General features: G+C 55.0%; 22 protein-coding genes. 3 read left to right on the plus strand and 19 right to left on the minus strand.

All coding sequences use genetic code 11. The annotated features are described in order from the left end of the window. Nucleotides 1-9: 9 nt before the first annotated feature. From rplE to RSK20926_RS13620, 8 genes are all read right to left on the minus strand, one after another. Nucleotides 10-573 (minus strand): 50S ribosomal protein L5, encoded by a 564-nt coding sequence (gene rplE / locus RSK20926_RS13585; protein ID WP_008207525.1) that lies wholly within the window; start codon nucleotides 571-573, stop codon nucleotides 10-12. Then, on the minus strand, nucleotides 573-878 hold the full coding sequence (gene rplX, locus RSK20926_RS13590; protein ID WP_008207527.1) for a 50S ribosomal protein L24: 306 nt from the start codon (nucleotides 876-878) through the stop codon (nucleotides 573-575). Before rplX ends, rplE begins: the two co-directional genes overlap by 1 nt. Before the next feature lie 2 nt (nucleotides 879-880). Then, nucleotides 881-1,249, minus strand: a complete 369-nt coding sequence (rplN, locus tag RSK20926_RS13595) for a 50S ribosomal protein L14 (RefSeq protein WP_008207529.1) — start codon at nucleotides 1,247-1,249, stop codon at nucleotides 881-883. A 96-nt stretch (nucleotides 1,250-1,345) separates the two neighbouring features. After that, nucleotides 1,346-1,576: a 30S ribosomal protein S17 gene (gene rpsQ, locus RSK20926_RS13600; protein ID WP_008207530.1), complete on the minus strand. Its 231-nt coding sequence runs from the start codon at nucleotides 1,574-1,576 to the stop codon at nucleotides 1,346-1,348. Between the two features lie 12 nt (nucleotides 1,577-1,588). Further along, complete coding sequence (gene rpmC, locus RSK20926_RS13605) at nucleotides 1,589-1,789, minus strand: 50S ribosomal protein L29 (RefSeq protein ID WP_008207532.1); 201 nt, start codon at nucleotides 1,787-1,789, stop codon at nucleotides 1,589-1,591. A 230-nt stretch (nucleotides 1,790-2,019) separates the two neighbouring features. Next, the gene (locus tag RSK20926_RS22150; RefSeq protein WP_157133129.1) at nucleotides 2,020-2,487 is read right to left on the minus strand and encodes a hypothetical protein; all 468 of its coding nucleotides are present in this window, start codon (nucleotides 2,485-2,487) and stop codon (nucleotides 2,020-2,022) included. A gap of 225 nt (nucleotides 2,488-2,712) precedes the next feature. Next, a complete protein-coding gene (locus RSK20926_RS13615) occupies nucleotides 2,713-3,033 on the minus strand; it encodes a hypothetical protein (protein WP_008207535.1) in 321 nt (106 codons plus the stop codon). A gap of 56 nt (nucleotides 3,034-3,089) precedes the next feature. Continuing rightward, nucleotides 3,090-3,710, minus strand: a complete 621-nt coding sequence (locus RSK20926_RS13620) for a 2OG-Fe(II) oxygenase family protein (protein WP_008207536.1) — start codon at nucleotides 3,708-3,710, stop codon at nucleotides 3,090-3,092. Nucleotides 3,711-3,817: 107 nt separating this feature from the next. On the opposite strand from RSK20926_RS13620, the gene RSK20926_RS13625 reads away from it, so the two are divergent. Continuing rightward, nucleotides 3,818-4,285 carry a DM13 domain-containing protein gene (locus tag RSK20926_RS13625; protein WP_037255194.1) on the plus strand — a complete coding sequence of 156 codons (468 nt, stop codon included), beginning with the start codon at nucleotides 3,818-3,820 and terminating at the stop codon, nucleotides 4,283-4,285. 9 nt (nucleotides 4,286-4,294) lie between these two features. Here the strand turns inward: RSK20926_RS13625 and RSK20926_RS22880 are convergent, their stop codons facing one another. Then, entirely contained in the window at nucleotides 4,295-4,504 is a 210-nt protein-coding gene (locus RSK20926_RS22880) for a hypothetical protein (RefSeq protein WP_157133130.1), read from the minus strand. Nucleotides 4,505-4,931: 427 nt separating this feature from the next. On the opposite strand from RSK20926_RS22880, the gene RSK20926_RS13630 reads away from it, so the two are divergent. Next, nucleotides 4,932-5,489, plus strand: coding sequence for a class I SAM-dependent methyltransferase (locus RSK20926_RS13630; protein WP_232281902.1), 558 nt, complete (start codon nucleotides 4,932-4,934; stop codon nucleotides 5,487-5,489). A 125-nt stretch (nucleotides 5,490-5,614) separates the two neighbouring features. On the opposite strand, the gene rplP is transcribed toward RSK20926_RS13630, so the two are convergent. From rplP to rplB, 5 genes are read right to left on the minus strand one after another with little or no spacing between them, the layout of a single operon-like run. Continuing rightward, entirely contained in the window at nucleotides 5,615-6,028 is a 414-nt protein-coding gene (gene rplP / locus RSK20926_RS13635; RefSeq protein WP_008207541.1) for a 50S ribosomal protein L16, read from the minus strand. Nucleotides 6,029-6,040: 12 nt separating this feature from the next. Continuing rightward, the gene (rpsC, locus tag RSK20926_RS13640; RefSeq protein ID WP_008207543.1) at nucleotides 6,041-6,751 is read right to left on the minus strand and encodes a 30S ribosomal protein S3; all 711 of its coding nucleotides are present in this window, start codon (nucleotides 6,749-6,751) and stop codon (nucleotides 6,041-6,043) included. Next, entirely contained in the window at nucleotides 6,751-7,131 is a 381-nt protein-coding gene (gene rplV / locus RSK20926_RS13645; RefSeq protein ID WP_008207544.1) for a 50S ribosomal protein L22, read from the minus strand. Before rplV ends, rpsC begins: the two co-directional genes overlap by 1 nt. A gap of 3 nt (nucleotides 7,132-7,134) precedes the next feature. Then, complete coding sequence (gene rpsS / locus RSK20926_RS13650; RefSeq protein ID WP_008207545.1) at nucleotides 7,135-7,413, minus strand: 30S ribosomal protein S19; 279 nt, start codon at nucleotides 7,411-7,413, stop codon at nucleotides 7,135-7,137. Between the two features lie 3 nt (nucleotides 7,414-7,416). Then, nucleotides 7,417-8,259 (minus strand): 50S ribosomal protein L2, encoded by an 843-nt coding sequence (rplB, locus tag RSK20926_RS13655; RefSeq protein ID WP_008207548.1) that lies wholly within the window; start codon nucleotides 8,257-8,259, stop codon nucleotides 7,417-7,419. A gap of 356 nt (nucleotides 8,260-8,615) precedes the next feature. On the opposite strand from rplB, the gene RSK20926_RS13660 reads away from it, so the two are divergent. Then, nucleotides 8,616-9,620, plus strand: a complete 1,005-nt coding sequence (locus RSK20926_RS13660) for a hypothetical protein (protein WP_232281903.1) — start codon at nucleotides 8,616-8,618, stop codon at nucleotides 9,618-9,620. Between the two features lie 219 nt (nucleotides 9,621-9,839). Here RSK20926_RS13660 and RSK20926_RS13665 read toward each other — a convergent pair whose 3' ends face one another. The 5 genes from RSK20926_RS13665 to RSK20926_RS13685 all read right to left on the minus strand — a co-directional run bounded on the left by RSK20926_RS13665 (nucleotide 9,840) and on the right by RSK20926_RS13685 (nucleotide 12,421). Next, nucleotides 9,840-10,136 carry a 50S ribosomal protein L23 gene (locus RSK20926_RS13665; RefSeq protein ID WP_008207551.1) on the minus strand — a complete coding sequence of 99 codons (297 nt, stop codon included), beginning with the start codon at nucleotides 10,134-10,136 and terminating at the stop codon, nucleotides 9,840-9,842. Beyond that, nucleotides 10,133-10,750: a 50S ribosomal protein L4 gene (gene rplD, locus RSK20926_RS13670; RefSeq protein WP_008207552.1), complete on the minus strand. Its 618-nt coding sequence runs from the start codon at nucleotides 10,748-10,750 to the stop codon at nucleotides 10,133-10,135. Before rplD ends, RSK20926_RS13665 begins: the two co-directional genes overlap by 4 nt. Beyond that, nucleotides 10,747-11,451: a 50S ribosomal protein L3 gene (rplC, locus tag RSK20926_RS13675; RefSeq protein WP_008207553.1), complete on the minus strand. Its 705-nt coding sequence runs from the start codon at nucleotides 11,449-11,451 to the stop codon at nucleotides 10,747-10,749. Before rplC ends, rplD begins: the two co-directional genes overlap by 4 nt. An 18-nt stretch (nucleotides 11,452-11,469) precedes the next feature. Beyond that, a complete protein-coding gene (rpsJ, locus tag RSK20926_RS13680) occupies nucleotides 11,470-11,784 on the minus strand; it encodes a 30S ribosomal protein S10 (protein ID WP_008207555.1) in 315 nt (104 codons plus the stop codon). A 229-nt stretch (nucleotides 11,785-12,013) separates the two neighbouring features. After that, nucleotides 12,014-12,421 carry a contact-dependent growth inhibition system immunity protein gene (locus RSK20926_RS13685; protein ID WP_008207556.1) on the minus strand — a complete coding sequence of 136 codons (408 nt, stop codon included), beginning with the start codon at nucleotides 12,419-12,421 and terminating at the stop codon, nucleotides 12,014-12,016. Nucleotides 12,422-12,877 lie beyond the last annotated feature (456 nt).

Here is a 12,877-nt window from a genome sequence, read left to right on the forward strand (position 1 = left end):
TCCCGCGCTTCAGCTGTTGAAGGGCATGTTGAAAGCTTTCAACAGCGCCTTTGCTTCCGCGTCGGTGTTCGCGGTGGTGCCAATCACGATGTCCATACCCCAGTTCTCATCGATCTTGTCGAAGTCGATCTCGGGGAAGACGAGGTGTTCTTTCAGACCCATGGCGTAGTTGCCGCGGCCGTCGAAAGAGTTGCCCGATACGCCGCGGAAGTCGCGGATACGGGGCATCGCGATGGTGATCAGACGATCCAGGAATTCAAACATCCGGTCGCCGCGCAGAGTAACCTTTGCGCCCATCGGCATGCCTTCACGAACGCGGAAGCCAGCGATGGAGTTCTTCGCCACGGTGGTCAGAGCTTTCTGACCCGCGATGAGGGTGAGGTCTGCCTGAGCGGATTTGGCTTTCTTGCTGTCTTTGACAGCAGCGCGGCCACAGCCGATGTTCAGAACGATTTTTTCCAGCTTTGGAAGCTGCATGTCGTTCTTGTAACCGAACTCTTCTTTCAGGGACGCGCGGATGCTGTCCTTGTAAAGAGCTTTCAGGCGCGGGGTGTAGGTTGCAGAGTCAAGCATCAGACAGTCTCCCCGGTGGTTTTTGCAAAGCGCACCTTCTTGCCGTCTTCCTCACGGAAGCCAACGCGGGTTGCTTTACCATTGCTGTCCAGCAGAGCCAGGTTCGACAGGTCAACAGGCAGGGCCTTTGGCAGGCGGCCACCTTGGCTAGTCTGGGTCTGACGGGTGTGGCGGATTGCAACGTTCACACCATCTACAACGGCTTTGCCGGCTTTGGGGTCAATGGAGGCGATAGCGCCTTCTTTGCCTTTGTCCTTACCAGCGAGAACGACAACCTTGTCGCCTTTGCGGAGTTTCGCAGCCATGATTACAGCACCTCCGGAGCGAGCGAGATGATTTTCATGAAGTTCTTGGCACGCAGCTCACGAACAACTGGCCCGAAGATACGGGTGCCGACTGGCTCGTTGTTGTTGTTCAGGATAACGGCAGCGTTGCGATCAAAGCGGATCGCAGTACCGTCAGCGCGACGTACTTCTTTTGCGGTGCGAACGACAACGGCCTTGCGGACGTCACCTTTTTTCACGCGGCCGCGTGGGATGGCTTCCTTAACCGAGACGACGATGATGTCGCCAACGGATGCGTATTTACGCTTGGAACCACCCAGAACCTTGATGCACTGAACTCGGCGAGCGCCGGAGTTGTCAGCAACATCCAGGTTTGTTTGCATCTGGATCATGTGGTTTCTCCCGACCTTTGGGGCGCCGATGCATGGCGTTGCCCCCAGGGTTTCGACAAACTAAAAAGTCTGCCGCTTATGGGACCTTGCGGTCTCTTAAGCGGTCAGAACTTCCCAGCGTTTCGTTTTCGATTTCGGCGCGCATTCGATGATGCGTACGGTGTCGCCGACCTTGAAAGCGTTCTGTTCATCGTGAGCCCGGTACTTCTTGGACTTACGGATGGTTTTCTTCAGAACCGGATGCGTAAAGCGACGCTCTACGGAAACGGTGACGGTCTGTGCGTTTGCGTCGGAGGTCACGACGCCGGACAGGATACGTTTAGGCATTCGAGGTGCTCCTTATTCAGCCGCAGCAGCGGCTTTTTCGTTCAGGATGGTTTTCACACGGGCAGCATTGCGGCGCGCCGCTTTGATGCCTGCTGTGTTTTCCAGCTGACCGGTTGCCTGCTGAAAGCGCAGGTTGAAGCTCTCTTTTTTCATGGAAGCGAGCAGATCGCGGAGTTCATCCACGGTCTTATCGCGCAGATCATTGGCGTTCATCGCCTTTGTTCCTTGTCCTAAGCACCAGAAGGCCCCGGAGATGGGTCACCTTGTAACCTGGTGGGTTATGTATCAACCGCCCTAAAAGGACGGCAAAAAAGAATCACTGGCGCCACGAATGGCACAAGCGATGTGCCCCTATAAGGGAGATGGGGAGTGAGGGCAAGGGCGGAGGCTCCAACCTTCGTAAAAGCTATTAGTAGCCTAGCCCCTTTTGTACTTCGGCTCGCTCAGGCCGTTGAATAGAATTCGCGAAACAGGCGAAGCTCTTCAGGGTTTGATGCGACAAATTTGAGAAACTTCTGACGAAACTTTTCGGCCTTCATGGCCTTGGGTAGCCGACTAAGCCAATGCATGTTGAGAGCGCTATCCGCCCCATCACGCCTAACGAGTGTCCGTGCCGTAGGAAAAGGGTTCTCTGCAAAAACAGCGCAAACATGATCCAGCTCTGACGGTGTCCAAAAATAGAGCTCATGCTCAGAAATCTGAACACATAGCTGAGCCCATTTTGCCCTACCTGCCTCCATCTCAGAAAAAACTAAGTGAGAAATCAGATGGGAAGTAGGGCGTGAAAACCATCCATCTTTGGACGCGCCATACATATCTGGTTTCAATGTTCCAGTCGAAATGGGCACCATACGCCGCCCAAACTTGGGGAAATTCGCGCCCGAATGGTAGCTGACACGCATCTTTTTCAACGGAACCCCCCCCCTTTTGGGATCACACCTACATTTCGCGATTTGGCGCTTCACCACATCACAATCCCAAGTCGGAAGTCGGACACGGGCAAAAAGCCCGGGCCGCGCCCGACCCTCCCCACGGGAGGGCGCTATCGCACCCACCCAGGGTCAGGCACTGCCCTTTTCAACCTTCAGTCAAACCAAAACAACCAGGAAGCTAAACGGAACGTATAGTTCGATTGATCAAGCGTCTTTACGCTCTCTTTCGTCACGGCGCTTCTTTTGCTGATTGCTGTAGGTAACCATCCCCGCCAGAATACTAGCAGCTAAAAGCAGTACTGGAAAAACTCGTTCTGAAAAATTCGTATCGAAGCCCAGTTCACGCTCGAGAGTCGTGGATAATGCAAAGAGAGGCAGGCAAACTACGAGTACCTTCAGTTGGATAAGCATGCCCCACTTAACAAGCCAAACCGCAAGTCTGAAGCCGTTCACCATTGTATAGAGCAAAAGTACAACGACCCCAAGTCCAACAATGATAAGGAGCACGTGAAGAAGAAGTTCCAAACCCAGCGCCTCCTCTAGGTGAGAGGGAAATTACAACTAGGCCAAACGCTGAAGGCCTACTCCCAACGATAGTTGAAGCTGACGGAAATGCGCTCATCCTCGGCCATGTTCATTGGCACCTCATGGCGCAGCCAACTCTCCCACAACAGCACATCGCCCACGGTAGGCTTCATGTAGATGAACGGCTGCAGCTCGCGCCGCGCTTCCTTGGTGCGGGTGGGAGCTGCCATCATCCGGCCAGAGCGCGGATCTTCCAGTTTCAGCGCGCTCGCACCTTCCGGCATTGACACATAGGTTGTACCGGAGATCACTGAATGGGGATGCAGATGCGAGGAATGCATGCCGCCTTCGGGCAGGATATTGATCCAGAGATCCTCAAGCACCAGCTTGCGGCCATCGAGATCAAACTCCAGATCCTTGGCAAAGCTCATCACATGCTCATCCAGAGATTTCACCAGATCCGCAAAGACCGGAAAGCGCCAGGGCAGATCGGTCAGAGACGCATAGGAAGTATAGCCGGGATAACCGTTCTCCTCACACCAATCCTGTCCGGCCTCATCATCCTCAGCGATGACAATGCAAGAGTTTTCCAGTTCCTGCGCATCAATCTTGGGTCCGAATTCGGAGAGTTCAGCGCGGTAAAGACGGGTCACAAAGAGGGATTCTATCTGGGCCATGGCTGCGGTTTACCCGATCCCAAGCGGGCTGGCGAGAGGGTTCATCTGCAGGGTTTTCACGGCGGTACATGATCCATAGGATGGATCAAAATGCAAAGGAGCAGAGCATGCGGTGGATTTTGCGGCTTGTGACCCACGGGGCGGCATTGGCAATCGGTTTTGCACTGGGCATCTATCTGCTGCCCATCCTCACCGAACCCGAAGGCCCTAACCAGGCAACCTTGGAAGCAGGCGCTGAAGGGGCAGAGTTCATGGGCGCTTTTACCAGAGATCTGGCGGGAAGCGATTTCCTGCACTGGGGGACCGGCAGCATCAGCCTATCACCAGAGCGGATCACCCATATCGGAGAGCTGGCACCTGGCCCGGATTACAAGCTCTACCTGACGCCCGAATTCGTCGAGGATGAGGCGAGTTTCCTGGCCGTCAAAGACATCTCTGCCCGCATCGGTGACGTCAAGATGTTCAACGGGCTGATCCTGGAAGTGCCGGAAGGCGTCGATATCCGCAACTACAACAGCGTTGTGATCTGGTGCGAAGCCTTCGGCGAATTCATCACCGCCGCAAAGTATCGCTAACCGCAACCCCTAGCCGCCGATCACCGTCATCGCACACCCGGCATGGGCATTGGACATCCCCACATGATGCGGGTTCTGCACCAGATACCAAACAGTCTCGCCAGCCGCCCCGTGAGTGCGGAAACAGGTGCAGCCCTCCGCAGAGGTCCAATGGGCAGCATTTCCGCTGACTGAGACATTTGCCTGTGTATGCGGGCCAGTGTCTCTTTGCCTCTGCACTACCGGGGTTTTGTAGTTTGTGGTCGGCCATACATGGATGACAAATCCCCCCGGCCCATTTCAACACCGCCGCAGGCGGTCAACAAAGTCAGGACAGATATTGGCAGCAGTCCTCTCATCACTATTTACTCCGCCTCAAAACAAACACTGGATCCCTACCGGAAACAATCTGTGGAGATCCGGTAAACAGCATGAAGCTGTGCCGACGGAGGGCCGTCCAACAAGTTGACCGCCCTCTGGCATATTCACCACATCCCCCCCCAACACGCGTCCAAAACTCCTGCGCGCTTTTGGGTCACTACACTCTCGTATATTCTGTCCTTTCTATTTGCCCCCAAGGAATTCCATAGTCACCATGAGAAGCTCCGACAAATTAGATGCAAAAATCGTAAACCATTACAAATCGGGCAAGTATTGGCAAAACCGCATGGACCTCATGTATTGCTCCTACTTGGATTACATTGTCCGAACACTTGGGCGGGACGCTGGCTCGCTGATCGATATCGGCACTGCCCAATGCCCCTATCTGGAATGGTTCGACTGGATCCCCAATCGCACCTCCTTTGACATGGTCCAGCCTTATCAATCAAAAACGGTCACCGGCATCCAAGGTGATTTTCTTGATCACGATTTTGGATCTGCCTCATATGATATCGTCACCTGCCTACAGGTTCTTGAACATATCCCCGAGCCCGTTGAGTTTTCGCGTAAACTGCTCAGTCTTGGGAAGACAATCATAGTCAGTGTTCCATACAATTGGCCAAAGTCAGCGGCAGACGATCACATCCATGATCCAATAGATTATGAAAAGCTAACCCAGTGGATGGGGCGCGAGGCCAACTATCATATAGTGGTACAGGAACCCTTCCGTGGCAAAGTGGGTAAGCGTCTGATAGCCATCTACGACGAGGATCAATCTGCGGGCTATGGCCGCAAGCAGTTTAAGAAACGTATACGAAGAAACCGCTTTGTGATTGGGGGCTGAAACGTATTGCGCGGCCCCAAAAAAAACTTACTGCAATCAAAGTTAAAGTTGAAAGCAGACCCGCTCAAAAGAAAACCCCCGCCCTTCACAAGGCGGGGGTTTCAGATTTCAAAGGGTCGAAAGACTTACCAGTCTTCGCGCACCACAACGCGGGTCTTGACCGGCAGCTTCATCGCGGCCAGACGCAGGGCCTCGCGGGCGATGTCGTCATTGACGCCGTCGATTTCGAACATAACGCGGCCAGGCTTCACTTTGCAGGCCCAGTAGTCCACGGACCCCTTACCTTTACCCATACGAACTTCGACGGGCTTGGAGGTCACCGGGGTGTCAGGGAAGATGCGGATCCAAACACGGCCTTGACGCTTCATGTGACGGGTCATGGCACGGCGGGCAGCTTCGATCTGACGCGCGGTGACGCGCTCAGGGGTAGTTGCTTTGAGGCCGTAGGTGCCAAAGTTCAGATCAGAGCCGCCTTTGGCTTCGCCCTTGATCCGGCCTTTGTGCATCTTGCGGAATTTAGTACGCTTTGGCTGAAGCATATCACTCTCTCCTTAGCGACGACCGCCACCAGCACCACGAGGTGCAGGGCCGTCCTGGAGTTCCTGTGCTTTACGGTCACGTGCCTGAGGATCGTGTTCCATGATCTCGCCTTTGAAGATCCAGGTTTTGATCCCGATGATCCCATAGGGAGTCATCGCTTCGGAGTGAGCGTAATCGATGTCGGCGCGCAGAGTGTGCAGAGGCACACGACCTTCGCGGTACCATTCGGTACGGGCGATTTCAGCGCCACCCAGACGGCCTGCAACGTTCACCCGGATACCCAGGGCGCCCATGCGCATAGCGTTCTGAACGGCACGCTTCATCGCGCGACGGAAGGAAACACGGCGTTCCAGCTGCTGAGCGATCGACTCGCCAACCAGCTGAGCGTCGAGCTCTGGCTTGCGCACTTCAACGATGTTCAGATGCAATTCGCTGTCGGTCATTGCCGCCAGTTTCTTGCGCAGAACTTCGATGTCAGCGCCTTTCTTGCCGATGATCACGCCCGGACGTGCAGTGTGAATGGTCACACGGCATTTCTTGTGAGGACGCTCAATGATCACGCGGGCAACGCCAGCCTGCTTGCACTCGGTCTTGATGAAGTCGCGGATACGGATGTCTTCCAGAAGAAGGTCACCGAAATCCTTGGTGTCTGCGTACCAACGGCTGTCCCAGGTGCGGTTCACCTGCAGGCGCATGCCGACCGGATTGACTTTATGTCCCATTAGGCTTGCTCCTCAACTTGACGCACCTTGATGGTGATCTCAGCGAACGGCTTCAGGATTTTGCCGAAACGACCACGGGCACGCGGGCGACCGCGCTTCATGGTCATGTTCTTGCCAACCCAGGCTTCGGCAACGATCAGCTCGTCGACGTCCAGGTTGTGGTTGTTTTCGGCATTGGCAATTGCGGACTGAAGGCATTTCTTCACGTCCTGCGCGATACGCTTGTTGGAGAAAGTCAGGTCGGTCAGAGCCTTCTCAACTTTCTTGCCGCGGATCATTTGCGCAACCAGGTTCAGCTTCTGCGGGGAGGTCCGGAGCATGCGCGTTTTCGCCATTGCTTCGTTGTCTGCCACGCGGCGGGGATTTTGTACCTTACCCATGACTTACTTCCGCTTCGCTTTTTTGTCAGCGGCGTGACCATAATAGGTACGAGTTGGCGAGTATTCACCAAACTTCTGACCAATCATGTCTTCCGAGACGTTGACGGGGATGTGTTTGTGACCGTTGTACACACCAAAAGTCAGACCCACAAACTGGGGCAGAATGGTGGAACGGCGCGACCAGATCTTGATCACTTCATTGCGGCCGGATTCGCGCGCAGCTTCGGCTTTCTTAAGCACATAGCTGTCGACAAAAGGGCCTTTCCATACAGAGCGAGACATGAATTAACGTCCCTTCTTCTTGGCGTGGCGCGAGCGGATGATCAGCTTCTGCGACGCTTTGTTGGTGTTGCGGGTCCGCTTACCCTTGGTCGGCTTACCCCATGGTGTCACCGGGTGACGACCACCGGAGGTCCGGCCTTCACCACCGCCGTGGGGGTGATCGATCGGGTTCATAACCACACCACGAACCGAAGGACGTTTGCCCTTGTGGCGCATGCGGCCTGCTTTACCGTAGTTCTGGTTGGAGTTGTCGGGGTTGCTGACGGCACCAACGGTGGCCATGCATTCCTGACGAACCAAACGCAATTCGCCCGAGGAGAGGCGGATCTGAGCGTAGCCACCATCACGACCAACGAACTGAGCATAGGTACCAGCTGCACGGGCGATTTGGCCGCCTTTGCCTGGCTTCATTTCGATGTTGTGAACGATGGTACCGATCGGCATGCCGGAGAAGGGCATTGCGTTACCAGGTTTGATGTCTGCCTTTGCGGAGGCGATGACCTTGTCACCAACTGCCAGACGCTGAGGGGCCAGGATATAGGCCTGCTCGCCGTCCTCGTACTTCACCAAGGCGATGAAGGCAGTCCGGTTAGGGTCATATTCAATGCGCTCGACGGTCGCGGCGACATCAAATTTATTCCGTTTGAAGTCAACGATCCGGTAAAGACGCTTTGCGCCACCACCACGGCGGCGAGAAGTGATCCGTCCGGTGTTGTTCCGGCCGCCCGATTTGGTCAGACCCTCAGTGAGAGATTTGACCGGACGCCCTTTCCAAAGCTCCGAACGGTCGATCAGAACCAGCCCACGCTGGCCCGGCGTCGTCGGCTTATACGACTTAAGTGCCATGCTTTCTGTCTTCCGTTTAGCGTGCCGAGCCTTAGGTTGTTGTCTTTGGCCCAGCTATGTTTAAGGCCCCCGTAGGTGCCTGGGATATAGGGCCCCGAAGGTCCCCAAGTGATACATCCTGACAAACGTAACGACCCCGGAGCGAATCCGGGGTCTACAGGATGGATGGCGTGTAGCAGAGTCGGGGGGAGGTGGCAATGGGGGGTCTGTTACTCCAAAAGTATTTTCCTTTTCATCGAGCGAATGCTTGTCATTAAACACAACCAAAGGCCTTTTCCTGAAGTCGAGCTCCCCTATAGTCGCATCAGCATCATTGCTAAATCCAAATTCGAAAACCAGCTTTGGAGTGAACCTAAATGAAATTTCTCATTACGACTTTTTGCGCAATACTAGTTTTTCAACCATCAGTAACGAGAGCAGACACAAATATGTCTTTCGATCCCGCTGTCGAAATTTTCACAACTCATTGCCTGGAAAACATAGATGCCCTACGAACCGCTCCTGCAGCGCTGAAGGAACTCGGCTTTATCGCATCCAACAACATCGTCTTTTCCGACGAAAGCGGGATGCAGGAAACGTTGATGGCAAAACCCGAGACAGCCTACGCTTATAGCTACCAGATAGACGAGTTTGGTACGGTCCAAAACTGTGCGCTCTTGCTACCAGACACGACAGAAACACGTGCATTGCTTATTTCAGTTGTCAACGAACGCCCCAACCTTAAAGATGTAACTAAAGAGGCACTTTCATACCTATCACTCGCGCCCAATGAGATCGCGGCAAATTTGGCGGAAGGACAGTTCTGGAACTCCAAAGAATACGGAGCAACAGGGATGAATCTCAGCCTTTTTTCGTCACTTCACCGCCTCGCACGCGATACCCCGATGGTCGCGCTATACGTCGAACGCAACCTGAGCCTCGAAGACTCACTCTCGGCTCAAGAACGAGCTGCCCTATTGGGTCCGCAATCCAAGTTCGGCACACTCATTGAAGCACTGGAAGCGATTGGGTTAGCATACGCACCGGATGCAAAGGCAATAATCGAAAATGCCGAAAACAATGGCTTCGAGGTGGAGTCTCATTTCGAAGGGGGATACAGTCTTTATTCCGAGGACTTGTCACTTGTAGATATTCAACTCAATCGCGAGACCGAACACTCGTTCGAATTTGCAATCTCTGCTGATTTGGACAGTCGGCTGAAACCAGAAGAAATTCGCCAAGCGCTCTATTCGGCTTTTGCAGCGGTCCCAATCTCAGATCAGGTCGCAGAGATTGTTTACAACGGCCATTCTCTGCAACTTAGCTTATACGAGGTGAGCCCCATATTCGGAAACTATTACTTCGTCCTGAGCAAGCAGTGAGACCAGCAAATCGACCGCTGGGAACAACTGCAACAATGCGCCGCTCCATGGGGCGGGACGGCGCCGACGCAGTTGGTCGCAGCCAAGCCTCCCCCCATGGGGTGATTCTTCACGCCCACCCAGGTGTCGGGCACCACCCTTAGGATACAAGCGCTACCACAACGAAAAAGGCCCCCGCTTTGCAGCGAGGGCCTCTCAGTCTTGTCAAAAAGGCTGATCTCAGAGTCCGGTGGACACGTCGATGGTGTTGCCTTCTTCCAGGGTGACATAGGCTTTTTTCACGTCTTTACGCTTGCCCATCTGGCCGCGGAAACGCTTGACCTTACCCTTGGTGATGGTGGTGTTGACCGCTTTGACCTTCACACCAAAGAGGCTCTCAACGGCTTCTTTGATCTGGGGTTTGTTGCTGTCGATCGCCACTTCGAACACCACCGCGCCGTTTTCGGACGCCATGGTGGTTTTCTCGGTGATGATCGGCTTGCGGATCACATCGTAGTGTTCAGCTTTCGCGCTCATTTCAGGCGAGCCTCCAGTGCTTCGACACCTGCTTTGGTGATCACCAGGGTGTCACGCTTGAGGATGTCATAAACGTTTGCACCCATTGTCGGCAGGATATCCAGACCTTCAATGTTGCGCGACGCTTTCAGGAAGTCTTCGTTCACGGAAGCACCGTCGATGACCAGCGCGCGTTTCCAGCCCAGGTCCTTGACCTGTTTTGCCAGAGCTGCGGTCTTGCCTTCGGATGCTGCATCCTCGATCACAACCAGTTCACCCGCTTTGGCTTTGGCGGACAGCGCATGGCGCAGACCCAGCTTGCGGAATTTCTTGGTCAGATCGTGGCCGTGCGAACGAGGGGTCGGGCCCTTGTAGATACCACCTTTACGGAAGATCGGCGCGTTACGGTCACCGTGACGTGCGCCACCGGTGCCTTTTTGGCGATAGATCTTCTTGGTCGAATAGGAGGTTTCCGAACGGGTCTTGACCTTGTGGGTACCAGCCTGCGCGTTGTTGCGCTGCCAGCGGACCAAGCGGTGCAGGATGTCGGCACGGGGCTCCAGACCAAAGAGGTCTTCGCTGAGCTCGATGTCGCCAGCCTTGCCGCCGTCGAGTTTGATCACGTCAAGTTTCATGCTTCACCACCTTCCGCGGAAGCTTCCGCAGTTTTCAGAGCGGCCGGGAAAGGCAGACCCTCAGGGGCTTTCTTTTTCACGGCATCCTTGACGGTAACCCAACCGGATTTCGGGCCGGGAACGGCGCCTTTGATGAAGACCAGGCCGCGCTCGGCGTCGGTTTTCACCACTTCCAGGTTCTGGGTGGTTACACGGGCAGCACCCATGTGACCGGCCATTTTCTTGCCTTTGAAAACCTTGCCGGGATCCTGACACTGACCGGTCGAACCGTGCGAACGGTGCGAGATCGAAACACCGTGAGAAGCGCGCAGACCACCGAAGTTGTGACGCTTCATCGCACCGGCAAAACCTTTACCGATGGAGGTGCCGGTCACGTCCACTTTCTGGCCTTCTAGGAAGTGCTCGGCGGAGATTTCCGCGCCCACTTCGATCAGAGCGTCGGCAGGCACGCGGAATTCCACGAGCTTACGCTTGGGCTCTACTTTGGAGGCCGCAAAGTGACCACGCATCGCCTTGGAGACGCGCTTAACCTTGGCGGAGCCTGCACCCAGCTGAACAGCGGTGTAGCCGTCCTTGTCTTCGGTGCGCTGAGACACGACCTGCAGGCCATCCAGGTGAAGAACGGTCACAGGGATCTGTTGACCATCTTCCATGAACAGACGGGTCATGCCGACTTTTTTTGCGATAATACCAGAGCGCATAATCAATACCCTCCGATCTTATGACTGCAGCTTGATCTCGACGTCCACGCCAGCCGCGAGGTCGAGCTTCATCAGCGCGTCAACGGTCTGGGGGGTCGGATCAACGATGTCGAGCATACGCTTGTGCGTACGGATCTCGAACTGGTCACGAGATTTCTTGTCAACGTGGGGGCCACGCAGAACGGTGAATTTCTCGATTTTGTTGGGCAGCGGGATCGGGCCACGTACGGTAGCACCGGTCCGTTTGGCAGTGTTGACGATCTCTTGTGTGCTGGCGTCCAGTACACGATAGTCAAATGCCTTCAGCCGAATACGGATATTTTGGCTTTGCATCAGTCAGCCTTTATCTAGGCGTTGAGGTTGAGAGGAGGGCCAGCGACCACCGCGAACCCTCATCGAACCCAAAAGGCGGGAATCACCCCGCCTCCATTCGCAACAGCGAACTCGCGCCCTATACGCCTGAAACACCCATGTGACAAGGGGTTTCGCACCGAAACGGTTGCCTTTGGGGAGAGCGGCGGGTTTAGGTCTTTGGTGACTGCCCGCACCAAAGCGGTGAGCTCTACAAAAGTTCTTGAGGCGGCTGATCCGAATAAGCCTCAAGGAGTTTTTGAAGTTCAGGAGTAAGTTCATCTGAGCGTTGCCTGGCGGAACAAACAACCTGAGAAAATGCATCCCCAAATGCAAGCTTTGCACTCTCATCAGCAGGCACTTTCAGCACCGCCTGAAGTAAATCACCTTCGAAGAAATCGCCACTGCACAGCGGGTTCTCCTTCAGGCGTTCCAGGGCGATGGGCAAGAGAAACTCCAAACTGAACTTCTGACTGATCATGATCCTCAAGTCTTCGACCGTGAAGTCGTTTAGCGGTTTCTTTTTCAGCCGGTGGCACGTCAGAACGAGGTGAGAAGCGAACTCAGGATCAGGCCAATTGCAGCCTTCAAGCTGTTCCAGTGTTTTTGATCTGCTCATTGCCTCAAGCCAAAACAGGAAGTGAAACCGAAAGCTAAACTACTCAAAATCCGGTGCGCGTAAAGTTATTATAGCGGCCCCCTCCTGGGGGCCTTCAACACCTGCTCGACTACGCAAAGGATTTTGATTTTCTTCCCGCCCGGGCGCTCGGCGTTCGGGCCGCGCCCGGCCAGCATCAAGCCAAAGGTTTGCCTCCGGTAATACGGGCGGGCGCGATAAACATCGCACCCGGAGCTATCGCTCCCTGCGGCCTCAAAAGCTCCACTGGAACTTTTACGAGACGGCCTCCGACCCCTGGCCGATTGCTGCTCCTTTCGGTCTCTTGCGTGTTTGAAACTATTCGTCTCCGCCGGCTTTAGACGGTGAGCGGCTACCCGGGCGGGGGCGGAACGCTCCCGCCGTGGGGCGGGCAGGCGCGTGCCTGCCGCTGGCGCGGCAGCCAGGTGAACAGAATTG

This window comes from Roseobacter sp. SK209-2-6 (genome assembly GCF_000169455.1).
In the GTDB taxonomy this organism is placed as follows: domain Bacteria; phylum Pseudomonadota; class Alphaproteobacteria; order Rhodobacterales; family Rhodobacteraceae; genus Pseudophaeobacter.